The organism is Arthrobacter sp. YAF17 (genome assembly GCF_052113365.1).
Lineage (GTDB): Bacteria > Actinomycetota > Actinomycetes > Actinomycetales > Micrococcaceae > Arthrobacter.
Genome location: NZ_JBFRDB010000009.1, coordinates 122,161 through 144,994, shown reverse-complemented (window position 1 = coordinate 144,994; position 22,834 = coordinate 122,161). Strand labels below are relative to the sequence as shown.

Here is a 22,834-nt window from a genome sequence, read left to right as displayed (position 1 = left end):
CGTTACGCCTGCGGTCCGCAGCGTCAACGGCGGCCGTCGAGTGGACACTTCGCGGCAATGTTCCGCGCGAACACTGCCGTGACATGCCAACTCGATGGGGAACCCGAGCACGAACGCGGTGCGGGATACTTGAACCATGCAGCCGCGCAAGATCGTCCTCCTCGGGTCCACCGGTTCCATCGGCACGCAGGCGATTGACGTCGTCGACGGCGCCCCGCACCTTTTCGAGGTCGTGGCGCTCAGCGCGGGCGGCGGCAACCTCGAACTCCTGGCCCGGCAGGCCGTCCACACCCGGGCCCGGGCCGTCGGCACCGCGTCCGGAGATGCGGGTGCCCTCCAGCACCTGATCGACGACGCCGCCGGGGCGGCGGGAGTGACCGGCTACCGGCCCGAGATCATCACCGGCCCGGACGCCTCCACCCGGATCGCCGAAATCGAGGCCGACGTGGTGCTCAACGGCATCACCGGCTCGATCGGCCTCGCCCCCACCCTGGCGGCGCTCAAGTCCGGGGCAACCCTGGCCCTGGCCAACAAGGAATCCCTGATTGTCGGCGGCGCCCTGGTCAAGGCCGCGGCCCGCGAAGGCCAGATCGTCCCGGTCGACTCCGAACACTCCGCCATCGCCCAGTGCCTGCGCTCCGGCTCCGCCGCCGAGGTGGACCGGCTGGTCCTCACGGCGTCCGGCGGTCCCTTCCGCGGCAAGACCAGGGAGCAGCTGCACGATGTCTCCCCGCAGGACGCCCTGGCGCACCCCACCTGGGACATGGGCCTTATGGTCACCACCAACTCCGCCAGCCTGGTCAACAAGGGACTGGAAGTGATCGAGGCGCACCTGCTCTTCGACATCCCGCTGGAGAAGATCGACGTCGTGGTCCACCCGCAGTCCGTGGTCCACTCGATGGTCCAGTTCATCGACGGCTCCACGATCGCCCAGGCCTCCCCGCCGGACATGCGCCTGCCCATCGCCCTGGGCCTCGGCTGGCCGGACCGCGTTCCGGGCTCGGCCCGGCCGTGCGACTGGACCCAGGCCACCAGCTGGACCTTCGAGCCGCTCGACACGGAGGCGTTTCCCGCCGTCGGGCTGGCGAAGGATGCCGCCAGGCAGGGGAGTACCTACCCGGCGGTCTTCAACGCCGCGAACGAGGAGGCCGTGATGGCGTTCCATGCCGGGCGGATCCGGTTCACCGACATCGTCGATACCATCGAAGCGGTGCTCAGCGAACACACAGGTTCCTCCGGGCTGACGGTGGAGTCCGTACTGGATGCTGAAAGATGGGCACGCGCCCGCACCCACGAACGTTTAGCCCTCAGAAGCGTCTAGGAAGCAGCAGATTCAAGCATGAGCCCCGTCCTCCTCTTTATCCTCGGTGTCGTCTTTGTGGCGATCGGCATCGCCGTGTCCATCGCCCTCCACGAGGTCGGCCACCTGCTGCCCGCCAAGCTCTTCAAGGTCCGCGTCACCAAGTACATGATCGGCTTCGGGCCCACACTCTGGTCCCGCAAAAAGGGCGAGACCGAATACGGTTTCAAGGCCATTCCGCTGGGCGGCTTCGTCTCCATGATCGGCATGTACCCGCCGAACAAGGAGGACGGCACCGTCCGGACCTCCAGCACCGGCATGTTCCAGTCGCTCGCCTCAGACGCCCGCTCCCTGGCGCACGAGGAAGTCGGTCCCGCCGACGCCAACCGCGTCTTCTACAAGCTGCCGGTCTGGAAGAAGATCATCATCATGCTCGGCGGCCCGGCCATGAACATGCTCATCGGACTCGCCCTGACGGCCGTGCTGCTGATGGGCTTCGGCATTGCCACCCAAACCACCACCATCGCCGACGTCTCCAAATGCCAGGTCAAGGCCGGCGAAACCGTGGACCCGAACTCGGCCGACTGCAAGCTCACGCCCGCCGCCACCGCGGGCCTGCTGCCCAACGACGTCATCACCTCCTTCGACGGCAAGGCCGTCACCAGCTGGGATCAACTCACCGGCTGGATCCGCGCCTCCGCGGACAAGCAGGTCAGCATCACGGTGGAGCGCGACGGCGTCCCGGTCACCACCACCGTCACCCCGGTCCTCTCCGCGCGGCCCGTGGTGGGCGACGACGGCCGGCAGGCCAAGAGCGCCGACGGCACCCTCCAGTACCAGGACGTCGGCTTCCTGGGCATCGGCGCGCAGACCGCGCTCGTGCCGCAGCCGGCGTCGACCGTCCTGCCAATGGCGGGCGAGAACATCAAACAGATCGCCGGCGTCGTCCTGAACCTTCCGGCCCGTGTGGCCGGTGTGGCGCAGGCAGCCTTCAGCGAGGAACCCCGCGACCCCAACGGACCCATCAGCGTGGTCGGCGTGGGGCGGGTGGCCGGCGAGGTCGCCGCCATGGAGCAGGTTCCGATGCAGTCCCGGGTGGCCACCCTGGTGGGGCTCCTGGCCGGGCTCAACTTCGCCCTGGCCGTCTTCAACCTCATCCCGCTGCTGCCGCTCGACGGCGGCCATGTGGCCGGCGCGCTGTACGAAGGGGCGCGCCGCAGGATTGCCAAGCTCTTCGGCCGCCCGGACCCCGGCGCGTTCGACATCGCCAAGCTGCTCCCCGTCACCTATGTGGTGGCAGTGCTGCTGATGGGCATGGGCGCCCTGCTGATCTACGCGGACATCGTCAAGCCGGTCAACCTCTTCGGCTGACACGGCGGCTTTCCGGCCTGCCGGGGCCGCCGTCGTTGTGTCGAAGTCGCGAAATCGCCGGAAAGCTGCCAGTTCGCCGACACTGTACGGCGATTTGGCAGCTTTCCGGCGACCTCGGAGGGCCGGGGGCCGCCCAATCCGCCCGGGCGAACCGGATTGCGATGATTTACTCTTATCAGCTTATTTCGTCTTATTTTCAGTAATCAGTTGAAAATGATTGATTCCCGTAGATCAGCCCTTTAGGGTGGGGCTATGTACGTGATGACGATCGACCAGCGCGGCAGCAGCGCCGACGTAGACCGTGTCCCCGGGCTCCTGGCGGAGTTGGCCGGCTTGTCCACCGCCGGGCGCTTCGAGCGCTCAGTGGGCGACGAGGTCCAGGGCGTCGTGGAGCGTCCGGACGAAGTCGTCGAGATTGCCCTGCACGCCCTGCGGAGCGGCCGCTGGTACGTGGGAATCGGAGTGGGCGCTGTGGACCTGCCGCTGCCGGCCAGCCCGAGGGAAGGTTCCGGTCCGGCCTTCGTGGCGGCGCGTGTGGCCGTCGAGAACGCAAAGTCCGGGTCAGCGCATGTTCCGTTCTCCGTCGTCTCCGGCGGGCTGCGCAGGGGAGAGGCGGCTCCCTCGCCCGCAGGATCAGCAGGCGCCCGCGCCTGCGCCAATGCCGAGGCGGTGCTGCGGCTGATCGGACGGCTCGTCCAAGACCGGACGGCCGCCCAGTGGAAGGTCGTGGATGCGCTGCGCTCGGTGCAGCAGGGCCACTCCGGCACGCACGGCACGCAGAAAATCGCTGCACAGGAACTGGGAATCACCGAACAATCGGTGAGCCGCGCACTGCTGCGCTCCGGTTGGCAGGAAGAATGGGCGGCGAGGCCGGCGGCGGAAATGCTGCTGTCCTTCGCCCACGGAACAATCACCGGCACCGGAAACGGCACCGGAAACGGCGACGCCGGCGGGCAGCCTGCGGACCGGGCCCGGGACGCGGGAGTGGCCCGGCAATCGGATTCCCGCCCGCGGGACAGCACAGAAGGAGATCGGTGGACGCCCTCTGGATCACCCTGACCCTGCTCGCTGCCGGCTTCGTCGGCTGGCCCGTCACCGCGCTGGTCTTCCGGCTCGCCCGGACCATCGACGACCGGGCCGACGCCGGCACCCGCGCTACGGACCCGGCCAACGATCCAGCGGCGGACGTCACCGTTGACCCCTCGGCCGCCGCTGATCCCACCGCAGCCACTCCAGCCGCCGGCACCGCGGCATTGGCAGCAGGCTCCGCGGGCGCCTCGGTGAACAGCGTCCGGATCCTGCGCGGCGGCGCGATCATCGGCGTGCTGGAACGGCTGGCGGTGTGCCTTGCGATCCTCGCCGGTGAACCGGTCGCTATCGCCTACGTGGTTGCGATCAAGGGCCTGGGCCGTTTTGCCGAGTTGAAGGAGACTCCGGTCGCCGCGGAGCGGTTCATCATCGGAACCCTCACGTCCCTGCTGTGGGCGGCTGGCGTCGCGGCCCTGGCCAAAGTGCTCTTCCTGAGCTGACGCCACCCCGACGCGGGCTGGCCGCCCCGTCGCCCCGCCACCCCGCCGCCCCGTCGCCGTCCCGCCGCGTGCGGGGCTCCGCGCGTCCCCGGCTGCGCCCCGGAGCGCGGCCCCGCACGGTGTCCCGGTGGGCGCCGGATGGGTACCGGGCCGGCAGGGCGATAGTGTATCCGTATGACTGTTTTTGCTGTTGAGTACGTATACGGCGCCGAATCCTCTGAGGTCCGCGACGCCACCCGCCCCGCACACCGCGAATGGACCGCAGGACTGGCCCAGGAGGGAACGCTGCTCGCCAGCGGTCCGTACGGTGACGGCGCCGGTGCCCTCCTCATCTTCAAGGCCGCCGACGAGCAGGCCCTGAACCAGCTCCTCAAGCAGGATCCTTTCGCCACCGCAGGCGCCATCTCCGGTACCCGCACGATGGTCTGGGCCCCCCTGACCGGCCTCCTCGCCGGTCACGCCGCCTGACCAACCCCGCCAGACCTACTTCGATACAAGGAGTCCATGTGACCTCGGTCAGCCTGGGAATGCCGTCAGCACCGCCCCCCGTCCTTGCGCCGCGCCGCAAGACCCGCCAGATCAAGGTGGGCTCGGTCGGCGTCGGCTCCGATTCGCCGATCAGCGTGCAGTCCATGACCACCACGCCCACCACGGACATCAACGCCACCCTGCAGCAGATCGCCGAGCTCACGGCGTCCGGCTGTGACATCGTGCGCGTCGCCTGCCCGTCCGCCGACGATGCCGAGGCGCTCCCGATCATCGCCAAGAAGTCCCAAATCCCCGTGATCGCGGACATCCACTTCCAGCCGAAGTACGTCTTCGCCGCCATCGAGGCAGGCTGCGCGGCGGTCCGGGTGAACCCCGGCAACATCCGCAAGTTCGACGACCAGGTCAAGGAAATCGCCCGCGCGGCGAAGGACCACGGCACCTCGATCCGGATCGGCATCAACGCCGGATCGCTGGAGCCCGGAATCCTGAAGAAGTACGGCAAGGCCACCCCCGAGGCCCTCGTGGAGTCCGCCGTCTGGGAAGCCTCACTGTTCGAAGAGCACGGCTTCAATGACTTCAAGATCTCGGTCAAGCACAATGACCCGGTCATCATGGTCGCTGCCTACGAGATGCTCGCCGAGCAGGGCGACTGGCCGCTGCACCTCGGCGTCACCGAAGCCGGACCGGCCTTCCAGGGCACCATCAAGTCGGCCACGGCCTTCGGTGCGCTGCTGTCCCGCGGCATCGGTGACACCATCCGCGTGTCACTTTCCGCCCCGCCGGTGGAGGAGATCAAGGTCGGCAACCAGATCCTGCAGTCGCTGAACCTGCGCCCGCGCAAGCTCGAGATCGTCTCCTGCCCGTCCTGCGGCCGCGCCCAGGTGGACGTGTACACGCTTGCTGAACAGGTCACGGCCGGTCTGGAAGGCATGGAGATCCCGCTGCGCGTTGCCGTCATGGGCTGCGTCGTCAACGGACCGGGCGAAGCCCGCGAAGCCGATCTGGGCGTCGCGTCGGGCAACGGCAAGGGCCAGATCTTTGTGAAGGGCGAGGTCATCAAGACTGTCCCCGAGAGCCAGATTGTTGAGACACTGATCGAAGAGGCCATGCGTATCGCTGAAGAGATGGGGGAGGCCGATGGCGAAGATGCTGTCAAGGGTAGCCCCGTGGTTAGCGTCTCGTAAGGACGGCGCCGCTCCCGGCGTCGCAGTCCGGGCCCTCGGGGGCCCGGACACTTCCCAGCTTGTGGACCTGGCCCGGCAGGACGCCGTCGCCAACGTCTTTATCCTGTCCCATCTGAAGACCGCCGGTTCGGCGGCCCCCACTGCCGGCGGCGCCAGCATCCTTGGCGTGTTCGACGGCGGCATCCTCCTGGGGGCGTGYTGGGCCGGCGCCAACCTGGTGCCGGTGCAGCTGGACCCGGAGCTTGCCGGCATGGTGGCGGTGGCCGCACACAGCACGGGCCGCCGGTACGCCTCGATCTTCGGTCCGGCGGAGTCGGTCCTGGCCCTGTATGCCGGGCTGGAACAGTTCGGCCAGGCGGCCCATGAAATCCGCGACGACCAGCCGCTGATGACGATTTCCGGCCCGCCCGCCGTGGCGCCGAATCCGCGGCTGGGCTTTGGCCAGCTGGCCGACTTCGACAAGATCCTGCCTGCGTGCGCGGCGATGTTCGAAGAGGAAGTGGGCTATTCGCCGTACCTGGGCGGCCGGGAGTACTACAGCCGCCGGGTCAAGGGCCTCATTCGCGAGGGGCATTCGCTGGTCCACCTGGACGCCGCGGGCGAGGTGGTCTTCAAAGCCGAACTCGGCGCGGTCACTCCGGAGGTGACGCAGGTGCAGGGTGTCTGGATGAACCCGGCCCTCCGCGGACAGGGCCTCAGCGCCGGGTACATGGCCGCCGTCGTCGTTCTGGCCCAAACCCGGGCCCCGGTGACCAGCCTTTACGTGAACAGTTTCAACTCCCGGGCGCGCGCCACCTACGAACGAGTGGGCTTCCGCCAGGCGGGCACCTTCGCCACAGTTCTTTTTTGACGCCAGTTCTTTTTAGCGGCAATCCTTTCTTGACTGCAGTGGCTTTTTGGCCGTCGGGTTACGCGACGATTAACAGCAGTATTCTCCCGCCCCAGCAGTAACACGTGGCTTCCTGAAAAATATCTGGATGCGGACTCTTGTTTTCGTGCCCCGCGTCACATAAGTTCGAGCTAGCCGTGTCGCATGGGCACGTGTTTCCCCGGGAGTACCAGCCGGGGTAGCAGACGCCCTTGAGGGCAACACCAGGGGCCCACAGCCAGAGATTTGGCGGTATTGGGGGCCGCAGAGCCACGTCATGACAGGATGACCAGCCGGATTCGGCCAGGGGCTTCCACCGGTCATGACGTGGCTCTTCTGCGTCCGGGCGGACGGTAGATTAGTATCTAGGCTTTTGCGCCGGTCACTCCGGCTCTCCTGATCCACAGCCTAAGTTCACAGCTTCGCTGATTTTCCCGCACCTTCCCAGAAACGGATAGATACCCAGTGGTCCTTCGACTCTCCAAGTTGTTCCTGCGCACCCTGCGTGAAGATCCCGCCGACGCCGAGGTGGCCAGCCACCGGCTCCTGGTCCGCGCCGGGTACATCCGCCGCGCCGCTCCGGGCATCTACACCTGGCTTCCGCTGGGACTGAGCGTGCTGCGCAAGGTGGAGACGGTCATCCGCGAGGAAATGTCCGCCATCGGAGCCCAGGAAGTGCACTTCCCGGCCCTGCTGCCCAAGGAACCCTACGAGGCCACCAACCGCTGGACCGAGTACGGCGAAGGCATCTTCCGGCTCAAGGACCGCAAGGGCAACGACTACCTGCTGGCCCCCACGCACGAGGAAATGTTCACCCTGCTGGTCAAGGACCTGTACTCCTCGTACAAGGACCTGCCGCTGAGCATCTACCAGATCCAGAACAAGTACCGCGACGAGGCACGTCCCCGGGCAGGCCTGCTGCGCGGCCGCGAATTCATCATGAAGGACTCCTACTCCTTCGACGTCGACGACGCCGGCCTGGACGCCAGCTACGAGGCACACCGCGGCGCCTACCTGAAGATCTTCGAGCGCCTGGGCCTCGAGGTCGTTCCGGTGTCCGCCACCGCCGGCGCCATGGGCGGCTCCAAGAGCGAGGAATTCCTGCACCCGACGGAGATCGGCGAGGACACCTTCGTCCGTTCCGCCGGCGGCTACGCGGCCAACGTCGAGGCCGTCACCACGGTGGTCCCCGCGGACATCGACTTCAGCAACGCCCCTGCCGCCGAGGTCCGGGACACCCCGGACACCCCCACCATCGACACGCTCGTGGACGCCGCCAACGTCCTGGTGCCCCGTGCCGAGGCCGACGGCGGCGCCTGGACGGCCGCCGACACCCTCAAGAACGTCGTCCTCGCCGTCACCCTGCCCACCGGGGAACGCCAGCTCGTCGTCATCGGCGTTCCGGGCGACCGCGGCGTGGACCTCAAGCGCGTGGAAGCGAACATCGGGTCTTTCCTGCCCATCGCCGGCGAAATCACGCTCGAGGCCGCCAACGAGGAGGACCTCAAGAAGCAGCCCCTCATCGTCAAGGGCTACCTCGGACCGGGCATGTCCCTGGACGCGCCCCTGCTCGGCGCCGAGGGTGCCGCCAAGCTGCTCTACCTCGTGGACCCGCGCGTCGTCAGCGGTTCCGCCTGGGTGACCGGCGCCAACGAGGCCGGCAAACACGTCTTCGGACTGGTCGCCGGCCGCGACTTCGGCTGGGACGGCGTCATCGAAGCCACCGAGGTGCGCGCCGGCGACGAGGCCCCCGACGGCTCCGGCCCGCTGGAAACCGCCCGCGGCATCGAAATGGGCCACATCTTCCAGCTCGGCCGCAAGTACGCCGAAGCCCTCGAGCTCAAGGTCCTGGACCAGAACGGCAAGCAGGTCGTGGTGACCATGGGCTCCTACGGCGTCGGCGTCACCCGCGCCGTCGCGGCCCTGGCCGAATCCAACCACGACGACAAGGGCCTCGTCTGGCCGCGCGCCGTCGCCCCGGCCGACGTCCACGTCGTCGCCGTTGGCCGCGGCGAGGAAATCTTCGCCGCCGCGGAGAAGCTGGCCCTCGAGCTCGAAGCCGCCGGCCTCGACGTGATCTACGACGACCGCCCCAAGGTTTCCCCGGGCGTGAAGTTCGGCGACGCCGAGCTCGTCGGCGTCCCGACCATCCTCGCCGTCGGGCGCGGCCTGGTGGACGGGGTCGTCGAGATCAAGGACCGCCGAAGCGGCGAAGCCGAGAACATCGCCGTTGAGAAGGCCGTCGACTTCTGTGTCGACGCCGTCCGCAACCACTAACCCGCTGAACCTGCGGGCGTGGTTTCCGGACTCGAATCAATCGAGCTCAGCACCCTCATACTGATCGTCGTCGCCGGCTTCGCCGCGGGCTGGGTCGATGCCGTCGTCGGGGGCGGGGGACTGATCCAGCTCCCGGCGATGCTGCTGGTGCCGGGCATCAGCCCGGTGCAGGCGCTGGCGACGAACAAGATGGGGTCGATTTTCGGCACCACCACCAGCGCCGCCACGTACTACGGCCGGGTGCGGCCGGATCTCCGCACGGCGCTGCCCATGGCGGTGATCGCCATGGCCGGGAGTTACGGCGGGGCGGTCCTCGCGGCGAACCTGCCGGCGAGTGTGTTCAAGCCCATCATCCTGGTGGCGCTCGTCGCCGTCGCGCTGTTCACTGCCTTCCAGCCCAGCGTCGGCCAGCTGACCAAGCTGCGCCACGAGGGTCACCGGCACTACGTCGTGGCCTGCCTGATCGGCGGCGTGATCGGCTTCTATGACGGGCTGATCGGCCCCGGGACCGGATCCTTCCTGATCATCGCGCTCGTCTCGGCGATGGGCTACGCCTTCCTCGAGGCAAGCGCCAAGGCCAAGATCGTGAACATGGCCACCAATGCAGGCGCCCTGCTGTTCTTCGTCCCGCACGGTGCCGTGCTGTGGGGACTCGGGCTGGTCCTTGGCGCCTCGAACATGGCCGGCGGCTACCTCGGCGCCCGGACGGCCGTGAAGCAGGGGAGCAGGTTCATCCGTATCGTGTTCCTGGCCGTGGTCGGGGCGCTCATCGTCAAACTCGGCTCGGACATCTGGCAGGACAGCTTCGCCTAGCAGCCGCTCCCGCCGGCCAGCACTTCGGACCTAACGGCCGGTGGCTTCGGCGGTTTGGTGTTCTGTCACGAAGGGACCGAGCAGCGTCCTGAGGTGGGAGTGGACTCGTTCAAGCGTTTGCCCGGATTCGAGCATTCGCGTGCCGGCGTGAACGACGGAGTTGATCAACTCTGCCAGCGACTCGGGGTCCGCAACCCCAAGCTCCCTAAGCGTCTCTATGAGCGGTTCCTGAAGCTGCCGGTGCATCAGGGTGGCTTGCTCGTCGAGTTCGGCACCCGGGGCCAGCGCGGCCAACGCTGCCCCGACGGCGTGAGCTCCTTCGGCCACAAGATCCACATTGGCCGTAGCGTAGGCCAGGATACGGTCCGCTTTGGTGGGGGCATCGGCCATGGCGCCGGTCACGCGCTCGGTCCAGCGTGGGAAAATGTCGCGGACCAGGGCCTGGAGCAGGTCCTGCCGGGAGTCGAAGTACTGGTAGACGCTGGGTCTCGAAAGTCCGGCCCGCGCGGCCACGTCGGTCATGGTCGGCGCTTCCGAAGTTTCCTGCAGGAGTTCGTGGGCAGCGTCCAGCAGTGCGCGCTCCTGTGCGGCGCGGTGCTCCGCGACGGTGGCGGCACTGATTCTGGGCATTGCGGGATCCTTTGACACTGACTGACGTACGCATCAAGGATACGGTGCGAGACGGCGGCCTGCTGGGCAGGCCGCCGTCGTCGTACGCGGGGTGGTGCGTGTTAGCGGACCGGGGCAGGGGCCCCTAAGTGGCCGTCCACCATTTCGACGACGCGGTTGCAGTAGCCGAGGACGTCGTGGTCGTGGGTGACCATGACGGTTGCGACGCCGTGCTCGCGGCTCTGCCGGGCGAGGAGTTCTACGACTTCGCGGCTGCGCGCCCGGTCCAGGGACGCGGTCGGTTCATCCACGAGTAGCAGTTTCGCCCCGGAGACGAGGGCCCGCGCAATGCCGACGCGCTGCCGTTCGCCTCCGGAGAGCTGGCCGGGACGGTTGGTCGCACGGTGGGCCATGCCGACTGATTCCAGCAGGGCAATCGGGTCGAAGGCCCTCGATCCGCCCGCGAGACGGTTGACCAGCCTGAGCTGATCCGCTGCGGTCAGTGCAGGGATGAGGTTGCCGGACTGGAAGACGAAGCCAATATTGGCCAGCCGGAACGCAGCGCGTTTGCCCTGGCGCAGTTGGGAAAGGTCCTGGCCGTTCACCGTGACCGTTCCGGAATCAGGGGCTGCCAGGGCGCCGGCGACGGCGAGCAGTGAGGATTTGCCGGAACCGGACGGCCCGACAATGGCCAGGAACTCGCCGGGGGCAACATCGAGGCTGACGTCATCCAGGGCTCTCACCCGGGTGTCGCCGTCGCCGAGTTCCATCACCGCGTGGCGGATGGACAGGCCGGTGGTTTGGAGTGTGTCAGCGGGGCTTGCGCCGGCTGCCGGGAACATGGGGTTGGTCATCGCTGTCCTCCAAGGGCGTTGAGCGGGTCGATCCGGGAAATGCGCACCACGGCCACGGCGGCACCGATCAGGCCAAGGCCAATGGTGAGAGCTGTGGCGATGGCGATCGATGCGGCCTCGAGAGCGAACGGCATGGCGTCCGGCATGGCGGCGCCCAGGCCCAATCCGGCGGCCACGCCCAGCGCGGTGAATCCCACCAACAGGATGGCGGCCTGGGCCAGCCCGTCCCGCAGCAGGTAGCCGGTCGAGGCCCCGATGGCCCGCAGCACCGAGATTTCGTGCTTGCGTTGGATCGTCCACACGGTAAAGAACGCGCCGACCACCAAAGCGCAGATCGCGTAAAGGAACACCTGGATCATGCTGAGGGTCATGGTCTCGGCCTCATAGCCGGGAGATGCATTGAAGGCAGCGGACAGGGATTTGCTGGACGTTCCGGCGGCACTGTCTCCGGCCGCAAGGTCCGGCTTGGCGCCGGGCTTGGCCTGGACGGCAACGACGCTGGCGGTATCAAAATCAATTGCGGACAGCTGCGCGGCGCTTGGGGCTCCGGCTGCGGCCTGGCCGGAGGCGATCAGCTGCCAGGTTTTCAGGGGCAGGTAGGCCACATCGACGTGTCCGAACGTTGCCTGCCCATCGGTGAAGCCAACAACTCTAAGCTTCGTGCCAATCCGGTCCAGCGTCACCACCGTGCCGAGGTTGATGCCTTCAGCCTTTGCGGTCGAGGACACGACAATGCCGTCAGTATCGCCGAGACCGGTACCTGCAGAGCGGGACGGTTCCAGGAAGGATCCGGGCTCGATGCCGAAAAGCGTGAGGTCAATCTGCCTGCCGGAATCGGTGGTGGCATTGGCCATACCAACGCCCATCTTCTCGGCGGCGGCAACGCCCTCGATGCCGCGCCAGGCGATGAGCTGCTGGTCATCGATCACGGAGCGGGAGAAGGCGTTGTCGGTCTTGGTGCCCTCGTCGAAGGCGAAAGCGGTCACGGGCATCGATTTGAGGCCGGACACGCCGTCGTTGACGAGGCCCGAGGACAGGCCGGAGAGCATCACCATCAGGACGGCGATGAGTGYAATCACGCCGCCCATCAGGCTGAAGCGGCCACGCGCGAAGATCAATTCGCGGAGTGCAAGGAACATTGGGAGTCCTAGGTTTAGGGATGAACGGGTAAGGTTGCTGACACGATGTCGACATCTTGCCGACAGCTTGTCAGGAAAAGGCCATTCGTTCAAATCCACGGCGCCGGACGGCACTTTGGACGCCACCCCCCAGCTTCATCCGAACCGGTTCGACGAAGGTTCGAACAGCCCTGCCCGTCGCATCGCCGCGGGCGTAGCATGCAGCTATGTCAGCATCTGAAGAACGCTACGAAGGTGCCCTGGAGGCTGCGGCCCGGCATGCACGGCAGTGGCTGGAGAGCCAGGAAACCCGGCACGTCGGCCCCAGCGTGACCGCGGCGGACCTGGCGGCAGTCTTCGGCGGTCCGCTGCCCCAGGACGGAATGCCGGCCGCAGAAGTGGTGGACTACCTGGCGACGAAGGCTGAACCCGGGTTGATGGCCATGCCCTCCGGACGGTTCTTCGGCTGGGTCATCGGCGGGACCCTTCCGGCCGCGCTGGCCGCGGACTGGCTGGTCAGCGCCTGGGACCAGAACGCCGGATTGCGGTTCGCCACGCCCGCGACGGCGGCCATCGAAGAAGCCGCCGGCAAATGGCTCCTCGAGCTGCTGGGCCTCCCCGAGGAGTCCGACGTCGGGTTCGCCACTGGTGCCACCATGGCGAACTTCACCGGCCTGGCAGCGGCGCGTTGGCGGCTGATGGCCGACTCCGGCTGGGACCTCGACGGCGACGGCCTCGCCGGCGCGCCCCGGATCCGCTGCTTCGTGGGCCAGGAACGGCACGACACCATCGATCTCGGACTGCGGTATCTCGGGCTGGGGCGGCCTGACGTTGTCCCTGCGGACCGGCAGGGCCGCATCGACCCGTGGGAACTTGACCGTGCCCTGGGCCGCGCTGTTGAACAGGCGTCGGCCGCGGGATCGCGCCCGGCGCCATTGCTGGTCTGCCTGCAGGCTGGAAACCTGCATTCCGGAGCCTTCGATCCGTTCGTGGAGGCAATCGCCGTCGCAAAGGCGCGGGGTGCCTGGGTCCACGTGGATGGCGCGTTCGGGCTCTGGGCCGCGGCCGTCCCGGAGCTCGCCGCCCTGACCGCCGGGCTGCAGGGGGCCGATTCGTGGGGCACTGACGCGCATAAGACCCTCAACGTCCCGTACGACTGCGGGATCGCAGTGGTCCGTGACGCTCGGGCCCTGCGCGCAGCCATGGGCGTCCACACCAGCTACCTGATCCAGGACGCGGACGGCGCGGCGGACCCCTTCGAGACCGTTCCCGAGCTGTCCCGCCGGGCCCGCGGGGTGCCGGTCTGGGCCGCGCTGAAATCGCTGGGCCGGGACGGCGTCACGGGCCAGGTCCGCGGGCTCGTGCTGCGCGCCCGGCAGCTCGCGGATTGGCTGTCCGCGCTGGACGGCGTCGAGGTGCTTAACGACGTCGACTACACCCAGGTGTCGCTGGCCTTCGGCGACGACGCCACCACCCGCGCGGTGACGGCGCGGATCATCGGCGACGGGCGGGTCTGGATGTCCGGTTCCCGCTGGCAGGACAGGGATATCCTGCGGATCTCCGTCAGTAACTGGAGCACCGACGACGCCGACGTTGCAGTCGCCGTCGACGCTGTCCGGGATGYACTGGCTGCGGTCCGCAGGCAGCATCTTTAGCCGGCGGCGTCCCCAGGTGCCGGCAGTTCGTGCGGTGCGGGAAGCCCCGGCAGGGTCCGGCCGGCCARCGTGCTGGCCACCCAGAGCGAACGGGCGAGGTCGCCCTTGTGGCGTGGTTTGGCGGCGTACCAGAGGGCGTTTTCCACCTCGCGGGCCAGGCTCCACTGCCGGGCGACGTCGGCGTCGAGGCCGGCGGCACTGCTGAAGTCGTGGCAGCGCTCCCGCAGGCCCCGTGCGGGATCGGCCCGCGGAAGCTCCTGGATCCGGTTCCACAGCAACGGCGCCACCGCGAACTCCGCCTCGCCGATCATGGGCTGCGGATCGATCGCGGCCCAGCCGCCGGCCGGTTCACCGCCGGGGTCCGGTTCGTCGCGGGGGAGCCGGGCAAGGATGTTCAGATAGTGCAGGTCGGTATGGACCAGCACGTCCTTGCCGGAGCGGCGGCCGACGGCGCCTCGGGTCTGGCAGACCTCCAGCGCGGCTTCCAGCAGCCAGCGCGGGAAGGGCCGGCCCAGCCGTTCCCAGGTCTCCGGCAGCTCATCGCTCCATTGTTCGGCCCGGGCCGCAACGTGTCCGAACTCCGCCCAGTCCGGCTGTCCGTCCGGGACCAGGCTCAGCCGGCGGACCAGTGCGGCCCACACCGGGACTGCCACGTCCATCGGCGCGTCCTGTAGCGAGCGGTCGGCGTCCAGACGCTCCAGCAGCAGCGCGCCGGCCCCGGCATCATGGGCCAGCAGCCGGACAGCCCCGTGCCCGTTCCAGAGGGACAGGGCATACGGCTCCACGAGGGCTTCGTCGTGCGGATAGGCGATCTTCAAGACCGCGGGTTCACCGGTGCGGGAGCCGGCAACGGCGCCGGCCGGATGGCGCACCGGGACAACGATGGCGCCGTGTCCGTTCCAGGGCAGCTCACCGGGAGCGAGGTCAAGCTCGAGCTGCCACCGGTCGAGGGACTGCTCGATCAGCCGGGGGAGTGACGCCAGCCAGTCGCGGCCGGTGGCGCTGCCGCAGTAGCGGCGGCTGAGGTCGGGTGGGATCGGGACGTCTGCGGTCTGGCTCATCGGATCCAGCGTAGTTGCTGCCGGGCGCTTGGTAGCCGCTGACGCCGCCTGATCCGGCCTGCGGGACGGTGGCAGTTGGGCGCGGCAGGGGTTAGTCGAGCCGGCGGGACCAACCGGCCCGCCAAGCCAGACCGGCCGAAACATGGTTGTCAGACGATGATGCCGCTGGCGCCGAGCCAGCTGCCGATGAGGAAGGTCGCGATGAGCGCCGCCGCGCCGCCGATGACCACGCGCACGGCCGCCTTCGTCTTCGAGCCGCCGCCGATCCACGCGCCGATGGCGCCGGTCAGGGCGAGGGCGACCAGCACGGCCACGAAGGTCAGCGGAACACGGATGTTCTCGGGCGGCAGCAGGATGGCAAGCATGGGGAGGACCGCGCCGATGAGGAACGCCGCGGCGGAGGCGAACGCTGCGTGCCACGGGCTGACAATGTCCGTCTCGTCAATGTGCAGTTCCGCGGAGAGGTGGGCGGCGAGGGCATCGTGGGCCGTGAGCTCCTTGGCTACGGTGCGCGCCGTATCAGCGCTGAGGCCCTTGCCCTGGTAGATCGCGGCGAGCTCCTCGAGTTCCTCCTCGGGCTGCTCGGCCAGCTCCCGGCGTTCCTTCTCGATCAGCGCCTTCTGGCTGTCCTTCTGGCTGCTCACGGAGACGTATTCGCCCAGGGCCATCGAGATTGCCCCGCCTACGACGCCGGCGGCACCGGCGACGAGGATGGGGCCGGAATCCGTGGTGACGCCGGCAACGCCGACCACAATCGCGGCGACGGAGACGATGCCGTCGTTGGCGCCCAGCACACCGGCGCGAAGCCAGTTAAGGCGGTGCGCAATGTCGTTGTGGTGGGGCTCGTTCTCGTGCTGCGTGGGGGCGGCTTGGCTGTCCATGACTACAGCAAAGCACCGGTGGTCGCGGCTGGCCAGCATGACAAGCCTAAGCAAGGTAAGCCGCAGCTACCCCGGCCCGGGGGGATTTCCTTGCCCATCAACCCGTGGCGTGCCAGCGCAGCGGGGGCACATTGACACGGACACGCCGCGCTCAGGGCCGGAATCCTGGCCCACGGACGCCAAAGTTGCCCCGCACGGCCGCGGGCGAGTGCCAACCCCGCGGGCGAGTGCGGACAGGCATGGACCCGGAAGGAGGAAATCCGGGGGCGAGAGACCAGCCGGTTAGGGACCGGGCATCACCGACGGAGCCGGCAGCGGCGGGAACGTCTCCGGGTCTGCGGCCAGGCCGGGGACGGCGCCGGTGTCAGCGCCCCAGAGGGCGGACCGCCGGGCGGCCCCCACGAGTCCGGAGATCGCCCACTGGCGGGTCTGGCCCTCGCTCAGGGCCACCAGGTCGCCGTAGGCCGTCAGCGCAGAGGTTTCCAGGCCGCCGAGGCCGGTGGCGGGCGAGGCTAGGAACGCCGGGGCCATGGTGTACCCGGCTTCCCGGGCCGGAGCCGCGGCGCAGTGCATCCTGCTGAGGGCTTCGGCGCCGGAAGCGAGGGCTTCATGCCGGGCGAGCTGCTGCGACGCCGAGGCGGCCGCGTCGCCGGAGAGCCGGGTCAGCGCCACCTGGTAGCCGTACACCGTTTCCAGCTCGGTCCGCACGATGGCTGCCAGCGCTCCGGGCAGGGTAGCGGTGCCAGTGTCCCGGCCCGCCGAAGCAGCAGCCCCGGAGGACGCCGGCGCGGACGACGGCGACGCAGGGGCACTCGGGCACGCCCCGAACAGTGACGGTGCGGCCGGGTCGGGCACGGCAGGGGCCGGTGCGCCGGCCGCCGCGGCGAGGGAGGACGCCTGAAGCAGCTGCGCGGTCCCGACGGCGGCCAGCAACCGGGCCATGCCGCCGTCGGCCATGGCAGCGTCGGCGAGCCGTTGCGAGGCGCTGGCCGCCAGCTCGGTCGCGAGGGCGGCGGCGGTAGCGGGCAGGGGAGGGGATGACGGCGACGCGGACGGGGTAGCACTTGAGGGCGCACCCTCCGCCGGAGGGGATTCCGGGCTGTCCTGGCCCGGCAGCAGGAGGGCCCTGGCCTGGCTTGTCAGCAAACTCACAGTCCGCGCCACAGCCGGTTGCCCGCCGCTTGCGATGGACCGCCCAAGTTCCTCGCCGGCGGCCCGCAGCCGCATGGTTTCCGTCAGCGCGGCGGACCTCGCCTGCTCGGAAAACGGCGGTTCGGCGGGCTCTTTGGGGATGCCGGGACTGAACGCCATGCCCAGGCTGACGACCACCAGGGCGAGGCAGGCCAGAAGTGCGATGCGGGGAATGAGGCCCCGCCGCCGCTTTTGCCTGGTGTCGTCTTTCACAACAGACCATGTTGTCATGCCGGCCACTAACTCCGTGCACCACGTCGCCCGGAAAATCGCTAGGCTAGTACACACAACATCATCTAGCGGGAGGCGGCCGGCATCATGACCAACGCAGAAGCCACGACTTCAACAGACCGGACCGGGACGGGGAAGGCTGAAGCCGCACCCGCTCACAACTTCGAGGCCGAGCGGCTGCATGCCCTCCTGGAGCCCGAGGTACTGGCAAACCGGCTGTACCTGGAGGACGTTTCCATTCACGTCGCCGGAGCCAACCGGGTGGTCCACGTAGTGGTGGACCTGCCGCAGGAGGAGACCGGGGGAGTCGGCCTCGACGTCATCGCGGAGATCTCCAAGACCCTCTCCGACACCCTGGACAACGATCCCAGCACCGACTCCCGCCCCTACGAGCTCGAAGTTTCCTCGCCCGGCGTCGGCCGTCCGCTCACCGAAGAGCGGCACTGGTACCGCGCCCGGGGCCGCATGGTCAAGGTCAACGTCCTGCAGGGCGAGAACGTCACCGGCCGGGTCCAGTCCGTCGACGACGGCGGCGTGACGCTGGTCCCGGAGATCACCGTGAAGAAGGGTATGAAGCCCAAGCAGGGCGAGCCCGTCAAGCTTCCTTTCGACAGGATCCGCAGTGGAAAAGTCGAGATAGAGTTCAGCCACCTCGAAGAGGCCGGCCTGGAGAACGCAAACAATGGACCTTCTGAGGAGGCCTAATGGATATTGACATGAGCGCACTGAGACTCCTGGAGCGTGAGCGTGAAATCCCGCTGGATCTCCTGATTCCGACCATCGAGCAGGCCCTGCTGGTGGCCTACCACAAGACGCCGGGCGCCTTCGAGAAGGCCCGGGCCGAGCTGGACCGCAAGAGCGGCCACGTCACCATCTGGGCCACCGAGATCGACGACGACGGCGCCCCGGTCGGCGAATTCGAGGACACGCCCGCGGGCTTCGGACGCATCGCGGCAAGCACCGCACGGCAGATCATCCTGCAGCGCCTCCGGGACGCTGAGGACGACAACGTCTTGGGCCAGTTCAAGGGCCGCGAGGGCGAGCTGGTGGCCGGCACCATCCAGCAGGGCAACAACCCGCACATGATCCAGGTCAACCTGGGCACGGTGGAGGCACTGCTGCCGCCGCCCGAGCAGGTGCCGGGGGAGAAGTACACCCACGGCAACCGTCTCCGCGCCTTCGTGATCGACGTGCACCGCGGTACCAAGGGTCCGTCCATCACGCTGTCCCGGTCCCACCCGGGTCTCGTCCGGAAGCTCTTCGAAATGGAAGTTCCGGAAATTGCGGACCGCTCCGTGGAAATCGTTGCCCTGGCCCGCGAGGCCGGTCACCGCACCAAGATGGCCGTTAAGGCCAACAACCCCGGCATCAACGCCAAGGGCGCCTGCATCGGCGAAATGGGCTCGCGCGTCCGGGCAGTCATGAACGAACTCAACGACGAGAAGATCGACATTGTCGACTACAGCGACGATCCGGCGACGTTCATCGCCAGCGCGCTCTCCCCGTCGCGGGTGAATTCGGTCACCATCACGGACGAGGCAACCCGCTCGGCCCGCGTGGTGGTCCCGGACTACCAGCTCTCCCTCGCCATCGGCAAGGAGGGCCAGAATGCCCGCCTCGCCGCCAAGCTCACCGGCTGGCGGATCGACATCGTCTCCGACGCCGCGGTCACCCGCGACAAATAGGCTCCAACGAAGCAGGCCTGACCGCCGCGGGCCCCACACCGGGGTCCCGGCTCAGGCCCCCGCCGCCGGCGTCCGGGTTCCCGCAAGTTCGGGGGCCGGGCGCTTGAGGGGCTAGAATAGACATGACCGCGCCTAACGGCCGGTATCCGCGTGTCCTCGACGCGTCCGGGTGAGTCCGGCGAAGCTGTTGTCCGCAACATCCTCGCCAGGCAAGCGCCGGAAGCCCGGGGCGGCAGATATGTACTGGCAGGAAGATACTCGTAAGTGGCACACGTGCAACACCTCGAGAATCAGCCGCAGCGTACCTGCATCGGATGCCGGAAAAAAGGGTCGCGGTCGGAGCTACTCCGGCTCGTCGCCGACGGCAGCGGTTCATCCGCCGTCGTAGTGGATGAACGACGCCGGATGGCTGGCAGGGGTGCATGGCTGCACCCCAGCGAAAAGTGCCTGGCACTGGCGGTCAAACGTCGAGCGTTCGGTCGCGCCCTCAACGGCGCTGCCGGAACGGCCGACGTCGAGCGCCGGATCATGGCAGGCACGCAAGCCGTGGACACCCCGGTGGCCGCAGCAACAACCGTCCAACCTGAAAGCGGGTCAGAAAACTGATGGAAACCCGATGAGTTCCCAGCGATGAGTGCGCAACGATGACAACTTTGTTGCGCTCTGCAATGGACCTTTCAGCTGCACTCGCGGCGGAGGTCCGCAGTAAGAAGTAGACGGTTCGTGCCTGGCTCGGTGCGGACCGAGACAGGAGAAATGTGGCCAAGGTCCGCGTACATGAGCTTGCTAAAGAGCTCGGTATTACTTCCAAAGATGCAGTAACCAAACTGCAGGAACTGGGCGAATTCGTTCGCTCTGCCTCTTCCACCATTGAGGCCCCCGTTGTGCGTAAACTCCGCAACGCGTTCCCCGACGCAGCAGCAGCTTCGAAGTCTGAAGCGCCCGCGTCCGCCCCCAAGGCACCCGCCAGCCCCTCGGCTAACCGTCCGGCGCCCGCGCCGGCCGCCCCGAAGGCTGCGGAAACCAAGACTGAAGCTCCGGCGCCGGCAGCAGCTGCTCCGGTACCCGCTGCTGCCCCGGCAGCCCCCGCCGCAGCGGCAGCACCCGCTGCCCAGGCTCCGGCGGCGCCGTCGACGGGCATCAAGCCCGGCGCGCGTCCGGCACCCAAGGCTGAAACCCCGGCTGCTCCGGCACGCCAGGGCTCGGCACCCCGCCCGGGCGGTCCCCGTCCCGGCAACAACCCGTTCGCCACGTCCCAGGGCATGCCCCGCGGCCGCGGCGGCGACAACGAACGTCCGTCGCGTCCGGGTAACAACCCGTTCGCTCCTTCCCAGGGCATGCCGCGTCCGGGCGGAAGCCGTACCGAGGGCGAACGCCCCGGCGGCCCGCGTCCCGCAGCAGGCGCCGGCGGTCCCCGTCCGGGTGCTCCCCGCACGGGCGGCGCTCCGGGTGCACGTCCGGGTGCTCCGCGTCCGGCTGGCGCAGCTGGTGCCGGCCGTCCGGCAGGAGCCGGCGGAAACCGTCCGACTCCCGGCATGATGCCTAACCGCACCGAACGTCCCGCACCCGCTGGTGCAGGCCGTCCCGGCGGCGGAGCCCGCGGCCCGGGCCGTCCGGGCGGCGCTCCAGGTACCGGTGCTCCCGGTGCCGGTGGCGGCGCTCCGGCCGGCGGTGGCTTCGGCAAGGGTGGCCGCGGTCGCGGTGGCACCCAGGGTGCTTTCGGTAAGGGCGGCGCAGGCCGTGGCAAGCAGCGCAAGTCGAAGCGTGCCAAGCGCCAGGAACTCGAGCAGATGAGTGCCCCGTCACTGGGTGGCGTAAGTGTGCCCCGCGGCGACGGCAACACCGTAGTCCGGCTCCGCCGTGGCTCGTCCATCACGGACTTTGCCGACAAGATCGAGGCGAACCCCGCCGCACTGGTGACCGTGCTCTTCCACCTCGGCGAAATGGCTACGGCCACGCAGTCGCTGGACGAAGAGACCTTCGCCCTGCTCGGCGAGGAGCTTGGCTACAAGCTCCAGGTCGTGTCCCCGGAGGACGAGGAGCGCGAGCTGCTCTCCGGCTTCGACATCGACTTCGAAGCCGAGCTGGAAGCCGAAGGCGACGAGGACCTCGAGGCGCGTCCTCCGGTTGTCACCGTCATGGGTCACGTTGACCACGGTAAGACCCGCCTGCTCGATGCCATCCGCAAGTCCGACGTTATGGCGGGCGAGCACGGCGGCATCACGCAGCACATCGGTGCTTACCAGGTCACGCACCAGCACGAAGGCACCGATCGCAAGATCACCTTCATCGATACTCCGGGCCACGAGGCGTTCACCGCCATGCGTGCCCGTGGTGCGAAGGTCACCGACATCGCCATCCTGGTGGTCGCAGCGGACGACGGCGTTATGCCGCAGACCGTTGAAGCCCTCAACCACGCCCAGGCGGCCAACGTGCCGATCGTCGTGGCCGTGAACAAGATCGACAAGGAAGGCGCCAACCCGGAGAAGGTCCGCGGCCAGCTGACCGAGTACGGACTGGTTCCGGAAGAATACGGTGGCGACACCATGTTCGTGGAGGTCTCTGCCCGCCAGAACCTGCACATCGACGAGCTGCTCGAGGCTGTCCTGCTCACCGCAGACGCCGCCCTGGACATGCGCGCCAACCCGAACAAGGACGCCCGCGGTATCGCGATTGAAGCCAACCTGGACAAGGGCCGCGGTTCCGTGGCCACCGTCCTGGTTCAGTCCGGCACCCTGCACGTCGGCGACACCATCGTGGCAGGCACGGCCCACGGCCGCGTCCGTGCGATGTTCGACGACGACGGCAGCGCCCTGACCGAGGCCGGCCCGTCCCGCCCCGTGCAGGTCCTGGGTCTGTCCAACGTCCCGCGCGCCGGCGACACCTTCTTCGTGACCGCTGACGAGCGCACCGCCCGCCAGATCGCCGAGAAGCGTGAAGCTGCGGACCGCAACGCCGCACTGGCCAAGCGCCGCAAGCGCATCAGCCTGGAAGACTTCGACCAGGCCGTCGCCGATGGCAAGATCGACACCCTCAACCTCATCCTCAAGGGTGACGTGTCCGGTGCCGTGGAAGCCCTCGAAGACGCGCTGCTCAAGATCGACGTCGGCGAGGGTGTCCAGCTCCGCGTTATCCACCGCGGTGTCGGTGCGATCACGCAGAACGACGTCAACCTGGCAACGGTCGACAGCGCCGTCATCATCGGCTTCAACGTCAAGCCCGCCGAGCGGGTTGCCGAACTGGCAGACCGCGAAGGCGTGGACATGCGCTTCTACTCCGTCATCTACGCAGCAATCGATGACATTGAGGCAGCCCTCAAGGGCATGCTCAAGCCGGAGTACGAGGAGCACCAGCTTGGCACCGCCGAGGTCCGCGAAGTGTTCCGTTCCTCCAAGTTCGGCAACATTGCAGGCTCGATCGTGCGCTCGGGTGTTATCCGACGCAACGCCAAGGCCCGCATCAGCCGCGACGGCAAGATCATCGGGGACAACCTCTCCGTTGAGACGCTCAAGCGCTTCAAGGACGACGCCACCGAGGTCCGCACGGACTTCGAGTGTGGTATCGGTCTTGGATCGTTCAACGACATCACCGAGGGCGACATCATCGAGACGTCTTACGACGTCGGCCACCCAGCTCCGGCAGGCCCGATGCCACTCCCGGGCCCCCTCCACGGCTCCAAAGGGCCGCCGGAAGAATCCAACGGGGGTCCGTCGTAGAC

The 22,834-nt window shown here is 68.2% G+C and carries 19 protein-coding genes and 1 pseudogene; 14 read left to right on the top strand and 6 right to left on the bottom strand.

Annotated elements, in window-relative coordinates:
- Positions 1 to 136 precede the first annotated feature (136 nt).
- From dxr to AB4Y67_RS09425, 9 genes are all read left to right on the top strand, one after another.
- Positions 137 to 1,321, top strand: coding sequence for a 1-deoxy-D-xylulose-5-phosphate reductoisomerase (dxr, locus tag AB4Y67_RS09465; protein ID WP_441405516.1), 1,185 nt, complete (start codon positions 137 to 139; stop codon positions 1,319 to 1,321).
- An 18-nt stretch (positions 1,322 to 1,339) separates the two neighbouring features.
- Entirely contained in the window at positions 1,340 to 2,671 is a 1,332-nt protein-coding gene (locus AB4Y67_RS09460) for a M50 family metallopeptidase (RefSeq protein WP_441405515.1), read from the top strand.
- A gap of 252 nt (positions 2,672 to 2,923) precedes the next feature.
- The gene (locus tag AB4Y67_RS09455) at positions 2,924 to 3,730 is read left to right on the top strand and encodes a MarR family transcriptional regulator (RefSeq protein WP_441405514.1); all 807 of its coding nucleotides are present in this window, start codon (positions 2,924 to 2,926) and stop codon (positions 3,728 to 3,730) included.
- Complete coding sequence (locus AB4Y67_RS09450; protein WP_441405513.1) at positions 3,706 to 4,200, top strand: hypothetical protein; 495 nt, start codon at positions 3,706 to 3,708, stop codon at positions 4,198 to 4,200. The genes AB4Y67_RS09455 and AB4Y67_RS09450 overlap by 25 nt, the downstream gene beginning before the upstream one ends.
- Before the next feature lie 174 nt (positions 4,201 to 4,374).
- Entirely contained in the window at positions 4,375 to 4,668 is a 294-nt protein-coding gene (locus AB4Y67_RS09445) for a YciI family protein (RefSeq protein WP_441405512.1), read from the top strand.
- Between the two features lie 38 nt (positions 4,669 to 4,706).
- The gene (gene ispG / locus AB4Y67_RS09440) at positions 4,707 to 5,873 is read left to right on the top strand and encodes a flavodoxin-dependent (E)-4-hydroxy-3-methylbut-2-enyl-diphosphate synthase (RefSeq protein ID WP_441405511.1); all 1,167 of its coding nucleotides are present in this window, start codon (positions 4,707 to 4,709) and stop codon (positions 5,871 to 5,873) included.
- Positions 5,836 to 6,723 carry a GNAT family N-acetyltransferase gene (locus AB4Y67_RS09435; RefSeq protein ID WP_441405510.1) on the top strand — a complete coding sequence of 296 codons (888 nt, stop codon included), beginning with the start codon at positions 5,836 to 5,838 and terminating at the stop codon, positions 6,721 to 6,723. Before ispG ends, AB4Y67_RS09435 begins: the two co-directional genes overlap by 38 nt.
- 483 nt (positions 6,724 to 7,206) lie before the next feature.
- Positions 7,207 to 9,018, top strand: a complete 1,812-nt coding sequence (locus AB4Y67_RS09430) for a proline--tRNA ligase (protein WP_441405509.1) — start codon at positions 7,207 to 7,209, stop codon at positions 9,016 to 9,018.
- Between the two features lie 18 nt (positions 9,019 to 9,036).
- A complete protein-coding gene (locus tag AB4Y67_RS09425; RefSeq protein ID WP_441405508.1) occupies positions 9,037 to 9,831 on the top strand; it encodes a sulfite exporter TauE/SafE family protein in 795 nt (264 codons plus the stop codon).
- Positions 9,832 to 9,861: 30 nt separating this feature from the next.
- On the opposite strand, the gene AB4Y67_RS09420 is transcribed toward AB4Y67_RS09425, so the two are convergent.
- The 3 genes from AB4Y67_RS09420 to AB4Y67_RS09410 all read right to left on the bottom strand — a co-directional run bounded on the left by AB4Y67_RS09420 (position 9,862) and on the right by AB4Y67_RS09410 (position 12,433).
- Positions 9,862 to 10,461: a TetR/AcrR family transcriptional regulator gene (locus AB4Y67_RS09420; protein ID WP_441405507.1), complete on the bottom strand. Its 600-nt coding sequence runs from the start codon at positions 10,459 to 10,461 to the stop codon at positions 9,862 to 9,864.
- Positions 10,462 to 10,562: 101 nt separating this feature from the next.
- Complete coding sequence (locus AB4Y67_RS09415) at positions 10,563 to 11,294, bottom strand: ABC transporter ATP-binding protein (protein ID WP_441405506.1); 732 nt, start codon at positions 11,292 to 11,294, stop codon at positions 10,563 to 10,565.
- Complete coding sequence (locus tag AB4Y67_RS09410) at positions 11,291 to 12,433, bottom strand: ABC transporter permease (protein ID WP_441405505.1); 1,143 nt, start codon at positions 12,431 to 12,433, stop codon at positions 11,291 to 11,293. The genes AB4Y67_RS09415 and AB4Y67_RS09410 overlap by 4 nt, the downstream gene beginning before the upstream one ends.
- Before the next feature lie 206 nt (positions 12,434 to 12,639).
- Here AB4Y67_RS09410 and AB4Y67_RS09405 point away from each other — a divergent pair, with 206 nt between their 5' ends.
- Positions 12,640 to 14,067, top strand: a complete 1,428-nt coding sequence (locus AB4Y67_RS09405) for a pyridoxal phosphate-dependent decarboxylase family protein (RefSeq protein WP_441405504.1) — start codon at positions 12,640 to 12,642, stop codon at positions 14,065 to 14,067.
- Here the strand turns inward: AB4Y67_RS09405 and AB4Y67_RS09400 are convergent.
- The 3 genes from AB4Y67_RS09400 to AB4Y67_RS09390 all read right to left on the bottom strand — a co-directional run bounded on the left by AB4Y67_RS09400 (position 14,064) and on the right by AB4Y67_RS09390 (position 17,431).
- Positions 14,064 to 15,128 (bottom strand): aminoglycoside phosphotransferase family protein, encoded by a 1,065-nt coding sequence (locus AB4Y67_RS09400; RefSeq protein WP_441405503.1) that lies wholly within the window; start codon positions 15,126 to 15,128, stop codon positions 14,064 to 14,066. The genes AB4Y67_RS09405 and AB4Y67_RS09400 overlap by 4 nt on opposite strands.
- Positions 15,129 to 15,277: 149 nt before the next feature.
- Positions 15,278 to 16,009: a VIT1/CCC1 transporter family protein gene (locus AB4Y67_RS09395; protein WP_441405502.1), complete on the bottom strand. Its 732-nt coding sequence runs from the start codon at positions 16,007 to 16,009 to the stop codon at positions 15,278 to 15,280.
- A 282-nt stretch (positions 16,010 to 16,291) separates the two neighbouring features.
- Positions 16,292 to 17,431 carry a ferritin-like domain-containing protein gene (locus AB4Y67_RS09390; RefSeq protein WP_441405501.1) on the bottom strand — a complete coding sequence of 380 codons (1,140 nt, stop codon included), beginning with the start codon at positions 17,429 to 17,431 and terminating at the stop codon, positions 16,292 to 16,294.
- An 87-nt stretch (positions 17,432 to 17,518) separates the two neighbouring features.
- Between AB4Y67_RS09390 and rimP the strand changes: the two genes are divergently transcribed.
- The 4 genes and pseudogenes from rimP to infB form a co-directional block, all read left to right on the top strand.
- A complete protein-coding gene (gene rimP, locus AB4Y67_RS09385; RefSeq protein ID WP_441405500.1) occupies positions 17,519 to 18,136 on the top strand; it encodes a ribosome maturation factor RimP in 618 nt (205 codons plus the stop codon).
- Positions 18,136 to 19,116, top strand: a complete 981-nt coding sequence (gene nusA / locus AB4Y67_RS09380; protein ID WP_441405499.1) for a transcription termination factor NusA — start codon at positions 18,136 to 18,138, stop codon at positions 19,114 to 19,116. Before rimP ends, nusA begins: the two co-directional genes overlap by 1 nt.
- A 273-nt stretch (positions 19,117 to 19,389) precedes the next feature.
- Positions 19,390 to 19,722: a YlxR family protein gene (locus AB4Y67_RS09375; protein ID WP_224049098.1), complete on the top strand. Its 333-nt coding sequence runs from the start codon at positions 19,390 to 19,392 to the stop codon at positions 19,720 to 19,722.
- A gap of 152 nt (positions 19,723 to 19,874) precedes the next feature.
- Positions 19,875 to 22,727: pseudogene (gene infB / locus AB4Y67_RS09370) on the top strand (translation initiation factor IF-2); the annotation flags it as partial.
- Between the last annotated feature and the right edge of the window lie 107 nt (positions 22,728 to 22,834).